This window comes from Micromonospora profundi (assembly GCF_011927785.1).
GTDB lineage: Bacteria > Actinomycetota > Actinomycetes > Mycobacteriales > Micromonosporaceae > Micromonospora > Micromonospora profundi.
In genome coordinates, this window is sequence record NZ_JAATJK010000001.1 from 4,961,335 (window position 1) to 4,982,180 (window position 20,846).

The 20,846-nt window shown below is 70.9% G+C and carries 18 protein-coding genes; 1 reads left to right on the forward strand and 17 read right to left on the reverse strand.

Features of this window, described 5'->3' with window-relative positions; all coding sequences use genetic code 11:
- Nucleotides 1–56: 56 nt before the first annotated feature.
- The 5 genes from hpf to mtrA form a co-directional block, all read right to left on the reverse strand.
- Complete coding sequence (gene hpf, locus F4558_RS21790) at nucleotides 57–701, reverse strand: ribosome hibernation-promoting factor, HPF/YfiA family (protein WP_167945815.1); 645 nt, start codon at nucleotides 699–701, stop codon at nucleotides 57–59.
- 247 nt (nucleotides 702–948) lie between these two features.
- Entirely contained in the window at nucleotides 949–1,653 is a 705-nt protein-coding gene (locus tag F4558_RS21795; RefSeq protein ID WP_167945817.1) for a ComF family protein, read from the reverse strand.
- A 4-nt stretch (nucleotides 1,654–1,657) separates the two neighbouring features.
- Nucleotides 1,658–3,436, reverse strand: coding sequence for an LpqB family beta-propeller domain-containing protein (locus tag F4558_RS21800; protein ID WP_053657367.1), 1,779 nt, complete (start codon nucleotides 3,434–3,436; stop codon nucleotides 1,658–1,660).
- 38 nt (nucleotides 3,437–3,474) lie between these two features.
- Nucleotides 3,475–5,226 carry an MtrAB system histidine kinase MtrB gene (gene mtrB / locus F4558_RS21805; protein WP_053657301.1) on the reverse strand — a complete coding sequence of 584 codons (1,752 nt, stop codon included), beginning with the start codon at nucleotides 5,224–5,226 and terminating at the stop codon, nucleotides 3,475–3,477.
- Nucleotides 5,227–5,238: 12 nt separating this feature from the next.
- Nucleotides 5,239–5,928 carry an MtrAB system response regulator MtrA gene (mtrA, locus tag F4558_RS21810; protein WP_007455837.1) on the reverse strand — a complete coding sequence of 230 codons (690 nt, stop codon included), beginning with the start codon at nucleotides 5,926–5,928 and terminating at the stop codon, nucleotides 5,239–5,241.
- 284 nt (nucleotides 5,929–6,212) lie between these two features.
- Here mtrA and F4558_RS21815 point away from each other — a divergent pair, with 284 nt between their 5' ends.
- A complete protein-coding gene (locus tag F4558_RS21815; RefSeq protein WP_167945819.1) occupies nucleotides 6,213–6,371 on the forward strand; it encodes a hypothetical protein in 159 nt (52 codons plus the stop codon).
- 62 nt (nucleotides 6,372–6,433) lie between these two features.
- Here the strand turns inward: F4558_RS21815 and ahcY are convergent, their stop codons facing one another.
- From ahcY to F4558_RS21875, 12 genes are all read right to left on the reverse strand, one after another.
- On the reverse strand, nucleotides 6,434–7,933 hold the full coding sequence (gene ahcY / locus F4558_RS21820; RefSeq protein WP_053657303.1) for an adenosylhomocysteinase: 1,500 nt from the start codon (nucleotides 7,931–7,933) through the stop codon (nucleotides 6,434–6,436).
- A gap of 308 nt (nucleotides 7,934–8,241) precedes the next feature.
- Entirely contained in the window at nucleotides 8,242–9,405 is a 1,164-nt protein-coding gene (gene manA / locus F4558_RS21825; protein WP_167945821.1) for a mannose-6-phosphate isomerase, class I, read from the reverse strand.
- Nucleotides 9,406–9,408: 3 nt separating this feature from the next.
- Nucleotides 9,409–10,416 (reverse strand): cation diffusion facilitator family transporter, encoded by a 1,008-nt coding sequence (locus F4558_RS21830; RefSeq protein ID WP_167945823.1) that lies wholly within the window; start codon nucleotides 10,414–10,416, stop codon nucleotides 9,409–9,411.
- 49 nt (nucleotides 10,417–10,465) lie between these two features.
- Nucleotides 10,466–11,665, reverse strand: a complete 1,200-nt coding sequence (locus F4558_RS21835; RefSeq protein WP_053657309.1) for an SIS domain-containing protein — start codon at nucleotides 11,663–11,665, stop codon at nucleotides 10,466–10,468.
- Nucleotides 11,662–11,847, reverse strand: a complete 186-nt coding sequence (locus F4558_RS21840) for a Trm112 family protein (protein WP_053657311.1) — start codon at nucleotides 11,845–11,847, stop codon at nucleotides 11,662–11,664. Before F4558_RS21840 ends, F4558_RS21835 begins: the two co-directional genes overlap by 4 nt.
- Nucleotides 11,848–11,907: 60 nt before the next feature.
- The gene (locus F4558_RS21845; RefSeq protein ID WP_167945824.1) at nucleotides 11,908–13,293 is read right to left on the reverse strand and encodes a phosphomannomutase/phosphoglucomutase; all 1,386 of its coding nucleotides are present in this window, start codon (nucleotides 13,291–13,293) and stop codon (nucleotides 11,908–11,910) included.
- 69 nt (nucleotides 13,294–13,362) lie between these two features.
- Nucleotides 13,363–14,493 (reverse strand): hypothetical protein, encoded by a 1,131-nt coding sequence (locus F4558_RS21850; protein ID WP_245241350.1) that lies wholly within the window; start codon nucleotides 14,491–14,493, stop codon nucleotides 13,363–13,365.
- Between the two features lie 345 nt (nucleotides 14,494–14,838).
- A complete protein-coding gene (locus tag F4558_RS21855) occupies nucleotides 14,839–15,198 on the reverse strand; it encodes a hypothetical protein (RefSeq protein ID WP_167945826.1) in 360 nt (119 codons plus the stop codon).
- 84 nt (nucleotides 15,199–15,282) lie between these two features.
- Nucleotides 15,283–15,723 carry a hypothetical protein gene (locus tag F4558_RS21860; protein WP_167945828.1) on the reverse strand — a complete coding sequence of 147 codons (441 nt, stop codon included), beginning with the start codon at nucleotides 15,721–15,723 and terminating at the stop codon, nucleotides 15,283–15,285.
- The gene (locus tag F4558_RS21865; RefSeq protein ID WP_167945829.1) at nucleotides 15,723–20,051 is read right to left on the reverse strand and encodes a toxin glutamine deamidase domain-containing protein; all 4,329 of its coding nucleotides are present in this window, start codon (nucleotides 20,049–20,051) and stop codon (nucleotides 15,723–15,725) included. Before F4558_RS21865 ends, F4558_RS21860 begins: the two co-directional genes overlap by 1 nt.
- 16 nt (nucleotides 20,052–20,067) lie before the next feature.
- On the reverse strand, nucleotides 20,068–20,400 hold the full coding sequence (locus F4558_RS21870; RefSeq protein WP_053657322.1) for a hypothetical protein: 333 nt from the start codon (nucleotides 20,398–20,400) through the stop codon (nucleotides 20,068–20,070).
- Nucleotides 20,397–20,819, reverse strand: coding sequence for a YbaB/EbfC family nucleoid-associated protein (locus F4558_RS21875; RefSeq protein WP_053657324.1), 423 nt, complete (start codon nucleotides 20,817–20,819; stop codon nucleotides 20,397–20,399). The genes F4558_RS21870 and F4558_RS21875 overlap by 4 nt, the downstream gene beginning before the upstream one ends.
- Nucleotides 20,820–20,846: the final 27 nt, after the last annotated feature.

Below are 20,846 nucleotides of genomic sequence, written 5' to 3' on the forward strand. Positions count from 1 at the left end.
ATCATGGAGTTGTGGTGGGGAAGACGCGCCCACCACAACTCCATGATCAATGCTGGTTACTGGTCGGTGGCGAGGGAGATGATGCCGTAGTCGTAGGCGTGCCGTCGGTAGACGACGCTGGGGCGACCGGACTCCTTGTCCTGGAACAGGTAGAAGTCGTGGCCGACCAGTTCCATCTCGAACAGCGCGTCGTCGATAGTCATCGGCTCAGCCGGGTGGACCTTCTCGCGGGCGATGTGCCACGGCTGCTGGTCGTCGTGTTCCTCCTCGACCCGCTCGGCGACGGCAGTGCCGGCACGGGCACCGTCACCCGGCGCGCTCAGCGGAGCGGCCGCCAGGTCCGCGACCGGCAGACCTGCGGTGGCGGCGGCGACAGAGATCGGCGCGTGTCGACCCCGGTGGACGCGGCGGCGGTCGGCCGCGCGGCGCAGGCGGGTGTCGAGCTTCGCGATGGCGGCGTCGAGCGCGCTGTAGAAGTCGTTCGTGCAGGCCTCGGCCCGGATCACCGGGCCTCGCGACACGCAGGTGATCTCCACCCGCTGGCAGTGGTCGGCCTGGCGCGGATTGCGCTCGTGGAACAACTCGACATCGATGCGAATAAGTTTATGGTCGTAGCGTTCGACCTTTGCGAGTTTCTCGGCTACGTGCACCCGGTAATGGTCCGGCACTTCGACGTTGCGGCCCTTGACCACGATGTCCATGCGACCTCCCTTGTTTCGGCCGTCTTCGATCCGGTTTCCCGGTCGCACGCCGTGGGGAGACCCGCTGGCGTCGACCGGTCAATACGGCTACGCCTCCTCTCACCGCCGGGAGCGGGATGGAACGACCTTCCTACCCCCGACAACGAAACGCTAACTCTTGTTTGCCCGGCAGTCACCCCATGTTGCCAACACCGCCAAGGAATTTCCGCAGCTCATACACCAACAGGTGAAACGGAAACACTGTCGGTTACAAATGGTGTCTCTTCTCGGTCGCGGCGAGCACCGCGGCGACGCTGGGCGCCCACCCGGCCGTCGCCAGCACCCGGGCCGCCGCGGCGAGGGTGACACCTGTGGTGACGATGTCGTCGAGCACCACGACGACGGGTACGTCGCCCGGCACACCGCCGCGCACTGCCCCGGGCCGGGGACGGAACGCCGCCTCGGCCACCGCCGCCCGGCCCGCGCTGTCCAGGGTCACCGAGTCGGGCCGGGGCATCGCGCGCAGCGGCCGGTGCACCCGTACCGGCCAACCACCCTGGCTCAGCCGCGCCGCGCAGTGCCGGGCCAACCGGTCCAGGTGGTCGCCGTAGCGGGCCCGGGCCGCCGCCGCGGTGTCCGGCACCGGCACCAGCGCGATCGGTCGGACCCCACCGACCGCCGCCGCGACCACCTCGGCGAGCAGCGCGCCGAGCGGACGGGCCAGCCCGTGCCGGCCGTGTTCCTTGTACGCCAGCAGTGCCTCGCGCAGCGGACCGGCGTACGGGCCGAGGGCTGCGCAGGGCGGCAGGCCGGGCGGGGCGGGAGTCGGCCGCACCGATCGGGGGCGCAGGGCGGCCAGTGCCGTCACGCATGCAGGGCAGACCCCGTGCCGCATTCCCGGGTGGCGCTCCCGGCAACCCGCGCAGTCGGCGGGCAGGACCAGGTCGGCGAGGTCCGCCCAGAGCCCGCGCACGGCGTCAGTAGAGGAAGAACGGGGCGGACGGGTTGCTCGGGCGGACGCCGGCCGGCGGCGCGACGATGTCCCGCACACGATCGGGCTCGATCCGCTCGAACGGGCTGCTGCGGTAGGCCACCCTGTTCGCCTCGTACATGTACGCCCCGCTGGGCACGCGCACATTGCGGTTCGTGGGGTACGCCGCCAAATGGGTGACCTTGGCGCCGACGTCGGTACGCAGCGGTGTTTCCACGGCGCCGTCCGCGCTGATCTCGTAGATCGCCGGCTGGCCCGCGGAGCCGGCCACCACCAGCCGGTCCTCCCTGATCCAGTCGACAGCGGTCAGGCCGGTCAGCGAGGTGGTCAACGCCCGGGGCGGGCCGATGGACAGCCCACTGCCGGCACCCTCGAGGTTGACCACAGCGACGTAGAGCCGACCGTCGGCGATCAACGCGATCCGCTGCCCGTCCAGTGCGGCGGCCACGGCGGTCACCCCGGCCGAGGGCAGGTTGAGCGGCACCTCGAACATCCGGGCGGCCTCGTCGAAGCGGTAGAGGCGACCGTCGGCCACCACCAGGCCCTGCGCGGATCGGGAGTCGACAGTGCGCAGCCAGACCGGGCGGCTGATCGAGGCGTACTCCGTGGTGCTGCGGTTGACGACCTCAACCGGCACGGCGCCGGCGCCCACCGCGAGCCGGTACCGGTCCTTGCCGCCGGTCACCACCATCGCGGCGAGGATCCGGTTGTTGGCGGCCCGGGCGAGGCCGGCGGAGACGACGTTGCGATTGACCCCGCCCGCCAACGGGACCTGGCCGCTGAGTTCGCCGACGAAGTCGAGCGGACGGATGGCGCCCTCGTAGACGCCGAACCGCTGCGGACCCTCCGTCACCGGGTAGAGCGGCTCGGCGATCCGGCGGTCGTTCAGGTTCTGCACGGGCTGCGAGTTGTTACGGATCTTCAACTCCAACTCGCCGGGCAGGTCGCCAAGCGACCAGGCGAGCTGGGTGATCAGTTGGTCGACCCGGTTCTGGTCGTCACCGGACATGTCCAGGTTGACCTCCCACCGGTCGTTCGCGCCAGTGGCATTGTTGATCAACTCGGTGCCGTCGGGCAGCCCCACGACGCCCTGGCGCAGCCATTCCGACGGGCCGCCGACCAGCCACTTCACCACCTCGTTGACCCGACGCTCGTCGGGCACCGCCAGCGGCAGGTAGCGCTGGTCGGGCACCAGTCGGGTGCGGTCGGAACTCCAGAAGTAGATCGACTCGTCCTGGTAGTACTGCTGGAGCGCCACGTCGCTGAGCAGCAGGACGTTCGGCGGATCCAGGACGTACAGGCCGGCGCGCTCGTCGCTGCCGGTGCCGCCGAGCGCCGCGCTGCGCAGCCGGAACTCGTACTCCGTCTCGGTCGCCACCGGCGGCGCCAGGGTGCCGTTGGTCCGGAGTACGCCGATCTGCTGCACGGCGATCTTGACGGTGGTCGTCGAGTCGCTGTTGAGGGTGAAGACCGACTCCCCCAGCCGGACCACCGTCAGCGCGACCTCGCTGCCCTTCTTCACCTGGAGGCGGGACTTGTGCTCGGGGGCGAGGAACTGCGTGACACGTTCGTAGGCGCGGTCCGGCTCGCCCGCGGCGGCGGCCAGGAAGTTCCGCACGAACGCATCGTTGTCGCTGCCGCTTGCCGTACGCGAGGGCGGCTCGCTGCGCCGACCGTTTACCGACCCGGCCTCGGTCGCGGTGCCGGCCTTGCCGTCCACCCGCACGTCGGACTCCGTCGGGATGCCGCACCCGGCGCTGAGCATCAGCGCCGCGCTGAACGCGCCGAGCAACGGCCGGACCCTCACGACCGCACCTCCGCCGGCCGCTCGTCCCCTGCCGGCACCGGGCCGACAGTCAGCACTCCGCCCGTACCGGCCTCGATGGCCAGCGGGCCGCCGTCGCGAGGACCACCGAACGGCAATGCCGCGTCGGCGGGCACCAGGCGCAGCGGAGAGGTCGTCAGCCGGTCACCGGCACGGGCCGGCAGCGTGAGCCGGAACTGGGCGCCCTGCCCGGGTGCGCCCCACGCCTCCAGCCAACCACCGTGCAGTCGGGCGTCCTCCAGGCTGATCGACAGGCCCAGCCCGGTGCCGCCGGTCTGCCGGGCCCGGGACGGGTCCGCCCGCCAGAACCGGTTGAACACCAACTTCTCCTCGCCCAGCTTCAGCCCAACCCCATGATCACGGACGGTGATCGCCACTGCGGTGTCGTCGATGCCCAGGGTGATCAGCACCGGCCGGGCCTCACCGTGCTCGACGGCATTGCCGACCAGGTTGCGCAACACCCGCTCGACGCGGCGCGGGTCGACCTCGGCGATCACCGGAGTGCCCGGCAGGTCAAGCTCGATGGGGACGCCCACCCGCTCGGCCAGCCCGGCCAGCCGATCGACCACCCGATGCACCACAGGCACCAGATCGGTGGGTTCGGCGTCCAGCATGGCGAAACCCGCGTCGAACCGGCTGATCTCCAACAGGTCGGTGAGCAGTTCCTCGAAGCGGTCCAGCTCGGCCTGGAGCAGCTCGGCGCTGCGGGCCACCGCCGGGTCGAACTCGTCGCGCTCGGCGAAGATCAGGTCGGCGGCCATTCGGACCGTGGTCAACGGGGTACGCAGCTCGTGCGACACGTCCGAGGTGAACCGACGCTGCAACCGGGACATCTCCTCAAGGCGCAGGATCTGCCGTTGCAGGTTTGTCGCCATCTGGTTGAACGAGGCGGCGAGCAGGGCGAGGTCGTCCTCGCCGTTGACCACCATCCGCTGGTCGAGCAGGCCTGCGGAGAGCCGCTGGGCGGTACGCGCGGCGACCCGTACCGGATTGACCACCAGCCGGGTGACGAGCGCGGCGAGCAGCCCGAGCAGCACCACGAGGGCGATGCCGGTGCCGACGACGGTGGCCCGGGCATCGGCCGCCGTGGTGTCCTGCCGGGTCAGCGGTACGAGGTAGTAGAGCTCGATCTGGCCGAAGCGGGTGGGCACCGGAGAGCCGTACACCAGGTATTTGGTCGGTTCGCCGGTGAGCCGGCCGGTGCGGATCTGGCTGGCCACCTGGCCGCTGGCGACAGCTTCCCGCAGCTCCTTGCTGATCAGCGGCTGGACGTTCGCCGCGGGCGCGGTACGGGTCTGGATCATGGTCGGGTAGTCGGCGGCGGTGATCGCCACCACCACCCCGCTGGTCTGCTGGGGGTCGCCGCCGGCCAGGTAGTTGACGGTGTTGTCGATCGTCTCCTGGAGCTGCGCCTCCTGGGGCTGGCCATAGAGGGAGACCTGCCTGGCGGCATAGCTGGCGCCACTGTTCACCCGCTGCCGCACGTCGGTGCGGGCGTTGTCGAGCAGGATCGTGGTGATCTTGTCAGCGATCAGGTAGGCGAACCCGCCGACCAGCAGGCTGGACGCGACGAGCGTGATCGTCACCACCCGCACCTGGAGTGAGCGGCGCCAGGTCTGGTGCACCCGGCCCGCCAACCGGCCGATCCGGCCGCTCAACGCATGCCACAGGACCCGGCCAGCGTGGGGCCGGGGAGAATCCGTGGTCTGCGGGGGCGGGGAGGTCGACACAGTGTGACCAGGCTATCCGGTCCCCGCCTTGTAGCCCACGCCCCGCACGGTGAGGATGATTTCCGGTCGCTCCGGGTCCGGCTCGATCTTGGCCCGCAGCCGCTGGACGTGCACGTTGACCAGCCGGGTGTCGGCCGCGTGCCGGTAGCCCCACACCTGCTCCAACAGCACCTCGCGGGTGAAGACCTGACGCGGCTTGCGGGCGAGCGCGACAAGCAGGTCGAACTCCAGCGGAGTCAGCTTCACCTCCTCGTCGTTGCGGCTGACCGTGTGGGCGGGCACGTCGATGGTGATCTGGTTGCCGGGCGGCCCGATCGTCAGCATCTCCGGTGCCACGTCCTCGCCCCGGCGCAGCCGGGCCCGCATCCGGGCCACCAGCTCCTTGGGCTTGAACGGCTTCACCACGTAGTCGTCGGCGCCGGACTCCAAGCCGAGGACAACATCCACGGTGTCGCTCTTGGCAGTCAGCATGACGATCGGCACGCCCGACTCGGCCCGGATCGACCGCGCCACGTCGATACCACTCATTCCGGGCAACATCAGGTCGAGAAGGACGATGTCGGGTCGACTGTCGCGAAACGCCGCCAATGCCCGCTCTCCGTCGGCCACGAACGAGGGCAGGAAACCCTCGCTGCGCAGCACGATGCCGAGCATCTCAGCGAGCGCGGGGTCGTCGTCGACCACCAGTACCCGGGCTCTCATGGGATTAATATTGCATCCCCGTTCAGATCGGTGGGACCGGCGTCACCCGGTACGGATGGTGCCGCCGACGCGTACACACCGCAACCTCGCGGCGGCGGCGCCACGGGATTCGGGGCCGGCACGCGGATGAATCCGGCCCGGCCGCCACCATGATCCCCCGTCGACACCGTCCAGCGCCACCGCTGTCGTCGGCCCGGTCGACGCTGTCGCGATCCGGACGGTGCTTCCCCTCGTCGGGCAGCCGCACGACGGTCACCTCCGGCCGACTGTGGGAGGATCCCGCCGTGAAGGCTTTCCTGCCCTGGCTGGCGGTGCTCGCCGTGGTGCTGCTGCTCAGCGCGCTACGCCAGCGGGCGCTCGCCACCGTCGTGTCGCTCGGCTGGCTGGCCTGGTGCGTGTGGACCTGGTTCCGCCCCACCCGCCGCAACTCACGGCCCGGCTGACCCGGGTACGAAACGACGAACCGGGCCGGCTGCTGTGGCAGCCGACCCGGTTCAGGTGTCGATCAGTAGCGGTAGTGGTCCGGCTTGAACGGGCCCTCCTGGGAGACACCCAGGTACGCGGCCTGCTCCTTGGTCAGCGTGCTCAGCTTGGCGCCGAGCGCGCCCAGGTGCAGACGGGCCACCTTCTCGTCCAGGTGCTTGGGCAGTACGTAGACGCCGATCGGGTAGTCGTCGGTCTTGGTGAACAGCTCGATCTGGGCGATCGTCTGGTTGGCGAACGAGTTCGACATGACGAAGCTCGGGTGGCCGGTGGCGTTGCCCAGGTTGAGCAGGCGTCCCTCGGAGAGCACGATGATGGCGTGCCCGTCGGCGAAGCGCCACAGGTCGACCTGCGGCTTGATGTTGATCCGCTCGACGTCGGAGCGCTTGGCCAGGCCGGCCATGTCGATCTCGTTGTCGAAGTGGCCGATGTTGCCGACGATGGCCTGGTGCTTCATCCGGGCCATGTGCTCGTTGGTGATCACGTCGAAGCAGCCGGTGGCGGTGATGAAGATGTCGGCCTGCTCGACAACGTCGTCCAGGGTCGCGACCTGGTAGCCGTCCATTGCGGCCTGCAACGCGCAGATCGGGTCGACCTCGGTCACCACGACCCGGGCGCCCTGGCCACGCAGCGACTCGGCGCAGCCCTTGCCCACGTCGCCGTAGCCCATGACGACTGCCATCTTGCCGCCGATCAGTACGTCGGTGGCCCGGTTGATGCCGTCGATGAGCGAGTGCCGGCAGCCGTACTTGTTGTCGAACTTGCTCTTGGTGACCGAGTCGTTGACGTTGATGGCCGGGAAGAGCAGCGTGCCGGCGCGGTGCATCTCGTAGAGCCGGTGCACGCCGGTGGTGGTCTCCTCGGTGACACCCTTGATGCCGGACGCGATCCGGGTCCAGCGCTGGTTGTCCTCGCCCAGCGAACGGTGCAGCAGTTCGAGGATGACCGCGTACTCCTCGGAGTCGGCGGATTCGACCGGCGGAACGGCACCGGCCTTCTCGAACTCGGCGCCCTTGTGCACGAGCAGTGTGGCGTCGCCGCCGTCGTCGAGGATCATGTTCGGGCCCTGCCCGTCGGGCCAGGCGAGCACCTGCTCGGTGCACCACCAGTACTCCGGCAGCGTCTCGCCCTTCCAGGCGTACACCGGAACGCCGGCCGGGGCCTCGGGGGTGCCGTCGGGGCCGACGACGATCGCCGCGGCGGCGTGGTCCTGGGTGGAGAAGATGTTGCAGGACGCCCAGCGGACCTGCGCGCCAAGCGCCACAAGCGTCTCGATCAGGACGGCGGTCTGGATGGTCATGTGCAGCGAGCCGGTGATCCGTGCGCCGGCGAGCGGCTGCGCCTCGGCGAACTCCCGACGGATCGCCATCAGGCCGGGCATCTCGTGCTCGGCGAGCTGGATCTCCTTACGCCCGAACTCGGCGAGCGACAGATCCGCCACCTTGAAGTCGCCCTCGGCGAGCGTGCTCGGCCGGGCCTCGGTCGGCGCGCCGCTGGCGGACGCCGGGAGGGTGCTGGTCATGAATGCTCCTGTCGAACGATGTCTACGCCGACCCCCCACCTTACGCGCGCCGGCACCGGTCGCCGGGGACAGTCTGCGGACAGCGCACGGGAGCGGTCGCCGGGGACAGTCTGCGGACAGCGCACGGGGCGGTCGGTGATGGACAGACCTGCCGCCCACTTCCGCCCGCCCCGTGCATCCCCCCGGTTTGGTTCCCCGCACGTTGCCGGACCGTCGTCGCGATAACGCTGCGTACCCATAGAGTCACACTCCGGGTGGGCAGCGTCAAGCTATTCCGGAAAAGTCGGACTTGTGGCGAACCGTAGCGCTCAGCGCAGCCCCGACGTCGCCACGTACGCCTCACCCTCGCCACTGACCCGCAGCGCCTCGCCGGCCGCAGTGCCGATCGCCGCCTGGCCGGACACGAGCGTCAACGCACCTGCCCCGTCGTCCACCGTGACCGAGCCCGCACCGCACAGCACCACACGGGGACCGGGCAGCGGCAGCGTCACCTCCGGCACCGTGGCGCCGACCCGTACCCGGTGCAGCGCGAAGTCGTCCACCGGCACCGGCCACCAGTCCACCCCGGGGCCGACCGGCTCGGGACCGCGCACCGGGTCGTGGAGCACCTCGAACCGCAGCACGCGCAGCAGCTCATCGACGTCCACCCGCTTCGGGGTCAGGCCACCGCGCAGCACGTTGTCGCTGGCCGCCATGATCTCCACCCCGCAGCCGCTCAGGTAGGCGTGCAGGTTGCCGGCGGGCATCCAGATCGCCTCCCCCGGCGCCAGGCGCACGTGGTGCAGCAGCAGCGCCACGAGCACGCCCGGGTCACCCGGATAGGCCGCCGCCAGCCGGCGGGCCAGGTCCGCGTCCGGGCCGTCGACCGAAGGCGCCAGCACCGAACGCAGCAGCCCGTCACGCTCCGCGAGCGGCCAACCGAGCAGCGTCCGCACCGCCGTGCGCAGGCCCTCCGGCCCGGCACGCAACGCCTCGACCACAGGCGCCAACACCGGTACGCCGAACGCCGCGAGCGCCTCGGCGGACTCCTCCGGCGGCCGGAAGCCGCACAGCGCCTCGAAGGGGGTGAGCGCCACCAGCAACTCCGGCTTGTGGTGCGGGTCGGAGTAGTTGCGCTCCCCCTCGGGACGACCTGCGTCCGCCGCGAAGCCCGCCCGGGCCTGCTCGGCGTCCGGGTGGGCTTGCAGGCTCAACGGCGCGTCGGCGGCGAGCACCTTGAGCAGGAACGGAAGCCGGGTGCCGAACCGGGCCGACACCCGCTGGCCCAACCACCTGTCCGGCTCGTCACGTACCAGGTCGCACAGGCTCGCCCGCAGGCCGGCCCGCTCCACACTGGCCGGAGCACCCGGGTGGGCACCCAGCCACAGCTCCGCCTCCGGGCCGGTGCTCGGCACCGGCCGCCCCTGAAGCGTCGCGATGGCCGTGCGGGAACCCCAGGCGTAGTCGCGGATCGGTCCGTACAGCGGTTCCACCTGTCAGGCCCCGGGTCGCCCGGCCGCCTCGCCCGACGCATCCTGCGACTGCGGTACGGCGGTGTCCGCGGCGGCGCCGGTGCCCGCCTCGGCGGCGGCCACGCTGTAGATGTCCGGCTCCAGGTAGATCACCCGGGCGATCGGCACCGCGACGCGGATCCGCGCCTCCACGGCGTTGATGCCACGGGCCAGCTCGGGAGCGCTCTCCCAGGACGGTACGCCGATCTTCGCGGCCACCATCAGCTCCTCCGGGCCGAGGTAGAGCGTCTTCATGTGGATGATCCGCTCCACCTCGGGGCCTGCGGTGATAGCCCGTTCGATGGCGACCAGATCCTGCTGTTCGGCACCCTCACCGAGCAGCAGACTCTTGGTCTCGATGGCGAGCACTATGGCGATGACCACAAGCAGGATGCCGATCATCGCGGTGCCTGCCGCATCCCACCGACCGTTGCCGGTGATCAGCGTCATCGACACGCCGAAGAGCGCGAACACCAGACCGACAAGCGCGCCGAGGTCCTCCAGCAGCACCACCGGCAGCTCCGGCGCCTTGGCCCGGCGGACGAAGTTCACCCAGGACTGCTTGCCCCGGACGAGGTTGGACTCCTTGATGGCGGTCCGGAAGGAGAACGACTCCATGAGGATCGCCGCCACCAGCACGACCACCGGCAGCCAGTGCCAGGATTCGATTCCGCCCTCGTGGCTCCACTTGTGGTACGCCTCGTAGAGGGCGAACAGGCCACCGATGCTGAACAGCACGATGGACACGATGAACGCGTAGATGTAGCGCTCCCGGCCGTACCCGAAGGGGTGCTCCGGGGTGGCTGCCCGCTTCGCACGCTTACCGCCGAGCAGCAGCAGGGCCTGGTTACCGGAGTCCGCTACCGAGTGAACCGACTCGGCGAGCATCGACGACGAGCCGGAGAGCAGGAACGCAATGAACTTGGTGACAGCGATGCCGACGTTTGCCAGCAGAGCGGCGACGATTGCCTTCGTCCCACCGGTCGCGCTCACGCCACCACTCCGCTTCGCGTCGCGGCGACCTGAGACGCCCTACGTGCGTTCACTGGTTCGACAGCTCCTTCATCTCGGTGATGGCCGGAACCGCCATCGGGTCAAGCCCGTGCGCCAGAGCAAGATATATCGATGCGAAATCCGGTACGGCGATCAGTGACGCTAGTCGCTCCAGCGCCGATCCGCCCTCGGCCGTCACCACGTCGCAGCGCACACCGCGGCGCTCCGCGAGGGTCTGCACCGCGTCGGCGCGTCGCTCCTCGACTGCGAGGGGCTCGTCGGTGTCGTCCTCGGCGTTGAGCCCGCCGTCGCGCAGCAGCACCAGCCGCAGCCGGGTGCCCTCGCCGTCGTCGTCCTCCGCCGGGTCGGCGAAGATGTCCCGTTCGCCCTCGGCCAGACCGCCGAACACACCGTCGAGCAGGCCGACCCGTCCCCGACCGGCCTCGCCGAGCGCCCCGGTGACCACCGGGTAGCGGGCGTTCGCCGACAGGGTGTCACCGAAGCGGCGGGCGGCCACGGTGGCCAGCGGAGACGAACCCCAGACGATCGGGATCGAACCCGCCAGGCCCAACGCCAGCGACTTCGCCGGGTTGACGAACGACTCCGCGGCCGAGCGGCAGCGGTCGGCGTCCGCGTCGAGCCGGGCCGCGGTCTCCGCCAGGTCCGCCTCGTTGACCTTCACCAGCCCGAGTGATCGGGCGGCGAGCAGCACCGGCACTGTCAACGCCCACAGACTCGCCCGCGCCGGAGCACGCCGGGGCACCGGAATGAACGGCGCACGGGCCCGCTCGGCTACCGACTGCAACTGCGAATCCGGGGCACCCACCGCGACCAGCCGCGCGCCCCGCCGGTGCGCGGCCTCGGCCGCACCGAGCGCCTCCGGGCTGCGACCCGACGCGCTCACCGCGATCACCACGTCGGCGGCGCCCACCCAACCGGGTACGCCAGCGCTGCGGTGCCCGATGATCGGGACCGGGCAACGCGGCCCGGCCACAGTCGCCAGCACGTCACCGGTCCGCCCGGCGGTGCCGATACCGGCGACGACAACGGCCCGTGGCCGCCCGTCGTCGGCAAGCACCGCGAGGTTCGCCTCGGCCGCCAACGCCGCGCTCTCCCGAACCTGGGCACCCGCCGACGCGGTGTGCCGCAGCATGCCGCCCGGGTCGTGTTCGGCAAGCGCGTCCGGATTGTCGAGCAGGGCCTCGTCGGCGTCACGACGCCCACTGACCCCGGCCGTACCGTCGATCATGAGGGCTGTCCCGGACCGCCACGTGCCTCGTCGAGCAGCAGCACCGGCACGTCGTCGCGGACGTCGAAGATCCGGCCGCACTCCGTGCAGGTCAACGTCTGCGCCTCGGCGTCGTAGGTGAGCGGGGCGTGGTGCGTATCCGGGCAGGCGAGGATCTCAAGCAACTGCGGATCCAGGGCCATGGCTGGCTCCTTCCACGAGTGCGGGGTCACCGGCGGCGGTGCCGACCGGCGCAGGCGATCTTATCGGCGAACGCGGTCGAGCACGTCGTCCCGGAGCGAGACCATCCGCTCGCGGGTGGGCGCCTCGACATTGAGCCGCAGCAACGGCTCGGTGTTGGAGGCGCGCAGGTTGAACCAGGCGCCGTCGGGAAAACGCAACGTCAGACCGTCCATCTCGTCGGACGTCGCCTCCGGGTACGCGGCACGGACCTCGGCCACCGCCGCGGCCTGGTCGGCCACCGTCGAGTTGATCTCGCCGGAGGCGATGTAGCGCTCGTACTCCCCGGCCAGCACGGACAGCGGCAACGGCTGCTCACCGAGCGCGGCCAGGGTGTGCATCGCGGCGAGCATCCCGGTGTCGGCGAACCAGAAGTCCCGGAAGTAGTAGTGCGCCGAGTGCTCGCCACCGAAGACGGCATTGGTCCGAGCCATCTCCGCCTTGATGAAGGAGTGCCCCACCCGGGCGACCACCGGCTCACCGCCGTGCTCGCGGATGATCTCCGCGACGGCGCTGGACGTGATCAGACCGTGGATCACCGTGGACCCCGGGTGCTTGGCCAACTCGCGGGCGGCGACCAGGGCGGTGATCGCCGACGGCGACACGGGCTCACCCCGCTCGTCCACCACGAAACACCTGTCGGCGTCGCCGTCGAAGGCCAACCCGATGTCCGCCCGGTGCTCGACCACAGCCCGCTGGAGATCGACCAGGTTCGCCGGATCCAGCGGGTTCGCCTCGTGGTTGGGGAAGGTGCCGTCCAACTCGAAGTAGAGCGGCACGATCTCCAACGGCAGGGCCGACAGGGCGGCGTCGCCCAACACAGTGGGAACTGTGAAGCCGCCCATCCCGTTGCCGGCGTCCACCACCACCTTCAACGGCCGAATGCCGGAAAGATCGACCAACTTACGCAGGTACGCCGCGTAGTCCGGGAGCAGGTCACGCCGCTCGGCGGGCCGGGTCGACTCGCCCGCGGGACGGGACGAGCCTGAATCCAGCAGTGCCTGCGCCCGCTCCCGGATCTGCGCCAATCCGCTGTCCTGGCCGATCGGCCGGGCACCGGACCGGCACATCTTGATGCCGTTGTACTGCGCCGGGTTGTGACTGGCCGTGAACATCGCACCAGGCAGATCCAGCGAACCGGAGGCGAAGTAGAGAAGATCAGTGGACGCCAACCCGATCTCGATCACCGAGCGACCCTCAGCACGGACCCCCGCGGCGAAGGCGGCGGCCAGGCCCGGCGAACTGGCCCGCATGTCGTACCCGACGACCACGGCGTCACCGGGCTCGTCGGTGGTGTTGAGCAGCTGGGTGAAAGCGGCCCCGAGCGCCTCGGCGACCCGTTCGTCCCACTGGTCCGGCACCGTCCCTCGGACGTCGTACGCCTTCACGATCTGGGACAGGTCCGACACGAGTTCCGCTCCTTGGCCGCAGGTTTCCAACAAACCTGAGCGTATCGGAGCGGGTCGGTTCAGCCCCGCTCAGCCGGGGAGCCGAGGCATGAACATGGTGTGATCGCCCCCGTCGTCAGGTGGAGGCGTGTGGCCGGGGCGCGGCCCAACACCCGGAGTGCCCCCGGCACCCGGCATCGGCTGCGTCGCATCGGGCGTCGGAGCGGCAGGCGGGGCACCGTACACCCCGCCGGTGGCGGGCCGGGGCGACGGCACCACGCCGTAGCCGCCGGACTGCTGCTGCCCGTACACCGCGCCCGGCCGACCCGGCGCGGGCGGCGAGCCGCCCCCGGACCGGTAGGTGGTACCGCCGGGGTTGCCCGGCAGCTGAACTGGCTCGTCGGCAGGCGCCCGGTCCTGCCGCGAGCGACGGAACAGCAGCCCGATGAGCAGCAAACCGACCGCCACCATCGCGATACCGAAGAACATCACAAGCGAACCGCCACCTGACGACTCCGCAGCGGCCGCCACAGTGCTCGGCGTACCGGACTCGGCGGCCAGCGCCGCCGGAGTCACCGGATCGGCGGGCGTCGTCTCGGTGGGGCTCGGGGTGGGCGACGGCTTCTTCGACGGCGTGGGCGACGCGGAAACCTTCGCGCCGGCCACCTTCGCCGTGTCGGAACCCCGACCCAACTCCTGGCCGGCCGCGCTGACACCCACACCGGTCACAGCGAGCCGGCCGCCCGGAGCACCGGCGGCGAACGCCACCCGGTACCGCACGGTGATGCCCTTGCCCTTGCACAGGGTCGGCTTCGCCGGCGACGTCTGCGCGGTCGACACACTGCCGCCACCGCCGGAGACAGACACCGGGAACCAACGCCCGCCCGCGTTGACCTGGACGGTCACCTGACCCGGTTCAAGACCCTCAAGGCGCAGACCCAGAGCGGTACGCAGCAGGACGCACCCCTCGGAGCGCTTGCGCACCGCGACGTTCACCCCCTGCGCCGACCCCCCGGCGGCGAAGCTGCTGGCCGAGCCCACGCGGACCGAGTCGTCGGCGGCCAGCGCCGGCGACGCGCCGAGCATCACCAGGGCGCCCACCAGACCACAGACCGTCGCGAACCGTGCCGCGCGACGACGCACCGACATGATCACCTCACCGTTCTCCCCGGGTGGGGTTCGCGGCCAGGCTACTACCGCGCCCTCCTGACCCCTGGTCATAGAGCGGTCCAGATGTGTGCGGCGTTACGGTTTACCGACCAGCAGCAACGACGTGCCACGCTGCCGGTTTGGCCCGGCTCCGGCCCTGCGGACATCGACGCCGCCGAGTGGGCCCGGGCGCAAAGCTGACCGACGCGCCCGGCGCAGGGCGCGGCGCGGGCGCGCGCACGGCTCCCGCCTCGCGGCTCGCGCAGAGTGCGCGGCGCGCACTCGCGGCGCGCGGCTCGGGGCTCGGGGCTCGCGGCGCGCGCAGAGTGAGCGGCGCGCGGCTTGATCCACTCGGGTTCCAGGAAATCGGGGTGTCCGGCGATTCCGGATACCCCGGTTTCAAGGAAACCGAGTCGATCAAGGCAGGCGAGGTCCGGCAGCAGTACCACCGGCAGCTTCGCCGTCCAGTTTGTCCCGGTCGGAAGGTGCGGCTGGGCCGTCATCGGTGGCGAAGCCAGCCGGGCCAGCGGATTTCTGCGGCTCGCCCTCGACGGTACGGCCGTCGGCCTTCTTCGTGGCGCTACGGCTGTCGGCCTTCTTCGTGGTGGCGCCAAAGGCGATCGCGAAGGCAGTACCGATGGCGATGCCGAAGGCGACACCGATGGCGACGCCGCCCGTCGACGAGAACAGGGGGATGCCGATCGCCAGGCCGATCATGATGCCGGCAGGCCACGCCCAGGCGTCGGTCCTGCCGCCCTTCGCGTCAAACTTCGCCATGTACCAATGTTAACGAGCGCGAGAGAACCTCGCCGGAGCGCGCGCAACGCCCGCCCCGCCCTCGATCAGCACACGGTGTGAGGGCTACGTCGCGGCTGCTATGGAGGGGTCCGCACCGAGGTCACCTGCCGCGCGGAGCTGCTCCTCGAACATCACGAACGTCCGCTGCCGGATTCCCCGGATCAACGCCTGCTCGCGTGGCGTCTCTCGACGCGACTCGGCGTCCGCCAGGCTCTCGATCGAACGCACCGTCTCGTAGAGCGCGAAGATGGGGCCTTCCCCCTTGAGGTAGTGGGCTCGAAAAGCCTCGACCTCCTGCACGAAATCCTCCGCGTTACGGCGGAAGATATCCCCTCCGATATCGAAGATTATCTCGGTGAAGAGGTCGTTCTTCTCCTGCCAGCCACCGGTGTCGATAGAAACCCGCCACACCCTGGCACCGCCGTCGGGCGTCTCCACGATCTTCACCGGCGACTGGTGGTAGAGGTAGTAGGACGGGAGCACCAGGCCTGGCATTTGGGTCATCAATCGTTTCCTTCGTAGGTCGATTGCAAAGCGTCCCAGAACAGCCGTTGCTCACGGCGAAGGATCCCGTCTGCGATCGCTGCCTCGCGGCTCGTCATCGCCCGCCCCTCGGCTCGGGCCAGCGCGTCCACATCACGGCGGACCTCATAGAGCGCATGCTCCCAGACCGCTATCTCGTCGAGCGCAGCCAGGTGCAGACGAAACTCGGCGAGGTGCCCGCTCGGCGTACGGAGTACGAGTTGCACATCCCGGTAGCCGCTGTCCTCGGGAGACAGGAACCGGTCCTGGTACCTCACGATCTCGATGTCAGGGTGGTCGCGGATCCGACCGAGCACGGCGTAGAGATCGTCGAGACACCGGAACTCGACCTTCGCCGCCGCCAGGTCGAGCAGCTTCGACACATCGCCCTGGTGCCTGTGCACCTTGTCTTCGGCCCTGCTCCGGTCCTTGGGCTTCGAACGCCAGCCCGGCTCTGCCACGCGACGACCGTCGACATGGGCGAGGGACACCGCGAGCTGATTCAGATCGACCTGCGCCTCGGTTGCCGCCGAATAGAGATCGTCGAGGTAGCGCCTCCGATAGTCGGCATCACCGCGTCGGTCGTCGTCGAATGCTGGCTGCGCGACCGGTCCCCGACGCACCTCGACGCTGGCGCTGATCCTTAGCTGCTCGTCTGTGAGGGGTGTTGGCGCTGGTTGTGGCACTTCGCGGCGGGACGCGGTCTGACCTGCCGCCTCCTGCCGGGCGACGTCGTCGAGCACGTCGTCGAGCACGTCGATGGCCTGCTGATGGCCGGCCAGGTGATAGAGCGTCAGTGGGCGGGCGGTCAACGAGTTCGCGAGTTCGGGTGTGGACAGGATGATGCGCGCCAGATCCGGATGCCGTGCCAACTGTCGGGTCAGGTGTTCGGCCAGATCCGGCTCGTTCGCGGGCGGCTGTCTCCGGGTGCGGTCGAGCATGTCGCGGACCCGGGCGTCGGCGAACAGCCGCACCACATCCCGGGCCGACGCCTCGTCGAGATCCGGTACCAGCCGACGGAGCGTAGGTGGGTCGATCTCCGTGGCGAACTCGAGCGGACTCACTCCGGCCGCGAAGATGTCTTCGAGGCTGCCCGCCGTGGCGATGGCCCGGGCCGGGCCGCCGGTCGAAGGATCGTCCCCGGCACTTCCAAAACTGGCATCGGCGGCCTCCGGGAACGGGCCTGAGCCGGGACCGTCCAGGAGCAGGTACATGCGGTTGACGTAGGGGTCGCCGTGGCTGCCGTTGTCGTACGCCGGTGGGTGATTCGGCAGGTCGGGACGTTCGCTGAACCGGCCCCGGGGCAGGCCGCCGAGCGGCATCGGCTGGCCGTCCCCGCTCAGCACGAGCGCGTCGATGCCGATCACGTCGGGATAGAGCGGCCGGTCCCGGATGGCACCTGTCTGCGGGTCGAGGTAGAGGATTGTCCCGTTCTGGTTGAGCGCCACCCAGGCGTGCGAGCCACCGGTGGCCCATTCGGTCACCAGGAACGCATAGCTGCCGTGGCCGCCCAACAGCAGTTGGTCACGCAGATTGACGTACCCCCGGTCGGCGGCCTGTCGCGCCTGCACGGGGTTCAACCGCCCGCCGGGCGGCGGGGCGAGAACCTGCTGGAAGCGTCCACCGGTCACGTCTTCGACCCGGCCCGGACCGCCGGCTTCCCCGCGGATCGGGCGTTGGATGTCGCCGTCGAGGTAGCCGTCGAAGGTCCGTGGCGCCGACACCCGGGGCCGCCCGTGCACCCACGTCTCGAACAGCGAAAGGGTGCAGTCCAGGCAGTTGATGCCCCGTGTGGCGTCGGCGCGGGGTCCGCCGTCGTTCAGCAGACGGAACCAGTCGCCCCGGCGGGGGTCGGCGGTACGGATGACGGTGCCATCCCGCTCACGGGGCATCTGCCGTTCGACGTCCACCTGGTGCAGGGCCAGTGGAGGACGTAGCCCTCCGGGCTGCCCGTACGGCCGGGAGTCGTCGATCGGCGGAGGCACGTCATCGCCGGTGAGCGCGGATCTGCCGGTGGTCCCCACCGCGCCGAGGGTGAGCGAGCCGACATCCTTGTTGGCCTGGTGGAACGCGCCGTCGGTGAGGTCCACGACCTCGGGCGCCCGGGCGCCGGCCAGCACCGCCTGGGCCAGGTCACGACATTCGGCGTACGCCCGGGACTCGTCGTTGGCGGCCCGCTGCCAGCCGTCGGACCACTGCCGATGACCGGTCCGGTGCAACTGTCGGGCGTAGGTGGCGTACTCGATGGCCCTGCGGTCGTGTTCGGCGGCCCGGAGGCGCAGCCGGCCGGCCTCGGCCTGTCGGCGGGTGTTCTCGAACGCGGCCCGCTGTGACTCGTAGTGACTCTGGTAGCGCCGTCGTTCGGCGGCTTCCGCCTCGGCTGTCCACCGGGCGGCGTACCAGTCGTGGCTTTCCCGCGCGGGCACCGGCGGATCGCCGAACGCCGCCACGTCGGCGGGGACCGACGCCCGGCCACGGGCCGGATGGACGGCCGGTGGGAGGGCCCTACGGATCGGGACACCCGCTGGCGCAGGCTGGCGGCCGATCGCCGGGCCAATGACCGTGTTGCCTCCCGCCGCAACCGCGCCGTGGGCGAAGGCACCGTTCGGCGCCCCAACCGCCGGGCCGGTGACCGGGGACGGCGACGCCACCGGGCCGAGGGGCTGCGGGGCGGCAACCGACGGGGGGACTACCGGCGCGGCAGGGGCCTGAGAGGTGACGGCAGCGTGTGTGAACGGCGGCACCATGGTGCCCGTCGCGGCGGGCGGGCCGGCCGACGAGGACCATGCTGTCGGAGCGTTGCCGGCCGGGGCGAGCGCCCCCGGGGTAGCCGCCTGCGACTGGCCGGTCGGGCTGCCCTGAAGCGTCGCATCCACGGCCACCGACGAAAGCTGTGGATCCAAGCCAACCGAGCCAACCAGACCAGCCGAGCCGGTCGAGGAGAGCGTGTTGTCGGCCGCGACCGACCGTTCGGAAGCGACCGGCCCGCCCTGGGCGGGCACGACGGCCTCGGTCGGCAGCACCGCTCGGGCTGACCCGTCCTCCACCACGGACGGAACGCCCATTGTGGGCGCTGCCGGTCGGCTGGGGTCCGACGAGATGGCCTGCGGCAGACTGGCGCCGTCGGCAGTCGAGTACGTCGACGGCTCGGCATGCAGCGGCGTCGCGTGGTCGGACGCCGCAGTCGCCGGTGGGCCCGCAACATTCGCCCCCGCCTGCACGGAAACCCCTGCCGCAGAGGTGACCGGGAAGTCGGGCGGCAGGGAGGGGCCGGTGAAGGACGCGCCGGCCAGGGCATTGGACTGCGCCTGGACTCGCGCCTGCAACGCGTGGTCGACCTGCCCGGTCACCGAGCCGGTGACCCCGGACGCGGCGGCCCGTACCGCGTCCTCGGCCGAGATCGGGCCCTGCCCGGTGGCGATGCTCGCGGCGGTCTCGGCGAACATCTCGCCGGTCATCTCCCGGCCCAGGTGCTCGCCGACCCGCGCCACGCGGCCGGTGGCGTGCCGGCCCAAACCGGCCACTGGTGCTACCGCGCCACCGGCGAGCCCTCCGACGGCCGATGTGCTCAGGTCGGCCAGGTCCAGGCCGTGCGCCCGGCCTGTCGAGTTCTGGTACGCCTGGGTGGCGAGGCTGATCCCGGCCTCCTCGGCCGCCTCTTCCAGCCCTTCCCGGGTGGCGCGCTTGGCGAGCCCGCGTACGCCGCCCTTGGCGACCTCCTTGGCCGCGCGCTCGCCGGCCTCCTTGAGCCCGTGTTTGAGGGATTTGCTGGCCAGCTGGCCCAACAGGCGTTTGCAGATCTGTTGGATCAGCAGTCGGGTGGCGGTGACCGCCGCTCCGGCCGCGGGCGACGCGGCACCGGCGGTGAGCACCGCCACCACCGCCACGGTGAGCAGTTCGACGACCAGGATGCCCAGCTCGATCCAGACTTCGAGTTTGGCGCCCTCGATGTCACAGCCGCACTCCTCGACGAGGCGGCCGAGGTCGGTGCTGACCGCGAGCAGCACGGGCAGTGGCGCATTGTCGCCCTCGGCGAGCCCTCGCCAGTCCGCCTGGAAGGCGGCGTCGACGGCACCGACACCGCCGTACCCGCTGCGGACCTCGGCGGCGGCTCCGGCGGCGTCGGTGTGCGGGCCGGCGAGGACGGACGCGACCGCGTACCACCTGTCGGCGACGGCCCAGACGGCCCGCTCGTCGCCCTCCGGCCACTGCACGCCGATCACCCAGTCGAGCGTCTCGTAGATCCAGCCGGGAACGTCCCAGGGTGCGTAGTCAAGCGGGTGCGGGATCGGGCTCGGCAGCACGCTCATCCGGATCGACCCACCGTCAGCGCTTGTCGGCGACCCGGTCGAGCCGGGTGGCGCTGGCGCTGTCGGTCCGCATGCTCGCGTCGACCGCGCGGACCACGTCGGAGCCCAACTCGGTGAGCCGGTGCCCGACGCCCGCCCAGGCCCGCAGCACAGTCTGCTCGATGCCTCGGTAGTTCCGCTCGAACGCGGCCCCGATGTCGTCGCGGCCCCACGGCTGGACGCCGCTGGCGGTTTCGATCTCGCCGCCCTCCGCCGCCCGGCGGGCGGTCACCGCAGCGCCGGACGAGGCCAGGTCGGCCCCGCCCCGTCGCGCGCGGGCCGGGTCGAGCCACAGCTGCCCGTCGGTCATGCCGGCCCCTCACCGCGGCCGAGGACCGCGTCGGCGCGGCCGAGCAATGCGCCGAAATCCCCGGTACGCAGGAAGTCCACCGAGCCGGAACCGGCCGGTACGGTCTCGGCGACCACATCACGGGTGGCGGCAGCGGCGGCGGACGTGGCGGCACTGACCGTCTCGGTGATCTTTCGGCTCAGCGCTGCGGCGTCCCGGTCGCGGTAGATGGCCGGGGTCAGGTCGAGCGAGACCAACTCGCCCCTGGCGCCGACGGTCGCGGTCACCGTCCCGTCGCTGGACCGCCTGGTCACCCGCAGCTCGGCGAGTCGGGCGGCCAGATGGTCCAGATTGGAGCGGAGCTGCTGGTACTGCCCGTACACGTCATCGAATCGGGCTCGTAGCTCGCGATTGGCGTCCCGGCCCACGCGTTCGCTCACCGCCGCCCCTCCCGTCACCGTCGGTAG

Bases quoted from the DNA above. Each gene is read 5' to 3' on its own strand.
- hpf (WP_167945815.1), bottom strand. From the start codon at position 701: ATGGACATCGTGGTCAAGGGCCGCAACGTCGAAGTGCCGGACCATTAC.
- F4558_RS21860 (WP_167945828.1), bottom strand. From the start codon at position 15,723: ATGACCCAAATGCCAGGCCTGGTGCTCCCGTCCTACTACCTCTACCAC.
- F4558_RS21870 (WP_053657322.1), bottom strand. From the start codon at position 20,400: ATGACCGACGGGCAGCTGTGGCTCGACCCGGCCCGCGCGCGACGGGGC.
- F4558_RS21865 (WP_167945829.1), bottom strand. From the start codon at position 20,051: ATGAGCGTGCTGCCGAGCCCGATCCCGCACCCGCTTGACTACGCACCC.
- F4558_RS21850 (WP_245241350.1), bottom strand. From the start codon at position 14,493: ATGACCAGGGGTCAGGAGGGCGCGGTAGTAGCCTGGCCGCGAACCCCA.
- F4558_RS21800 (WP_053657367.1), bottom strand. From the start codon at position 3,436: ATGCTCAGCGCCGGGTGCGGCATCCCGACGGAGTCCGACGTGCGGGTG.
- ahcY (WP_053657303.1), bottom strand. From the start codon at position 7,933: ATGACCAGCACCCTCCCGGCGTCCGCCAGCGGCGCGCCGACCGAGGCC.
- mtrA (WP_007455837.1), bottom strand. From the start codon at position 5,928: ATGAGAGCCCGGGTACTGGTGGTCGACGACGACCCCGCGCTCGCTGAG.
- F4558_RS21855 (WP_167945826.1), bottom strand. From the start codon at position 15,198: ATGGCGAAGTTTGACGCGAAGGGCGGCAGGACCGACGCCTGGGCGTGG.
- F4558_RS21835 (WP_053657309.1), bottom strand. From the start codon at position 11,665: ATGATCGACGGTACGGCCGGGGTCAGTGGGCGTCGTGACGCCGACGAG.
- F4558_RS21840 (WP_053657311.1), bottom strand. From the start codon at position 11,847: ATGGCCCTGGATCCGCAGTTGCTTGAGATCCTCGCCTGCCCGGATACG.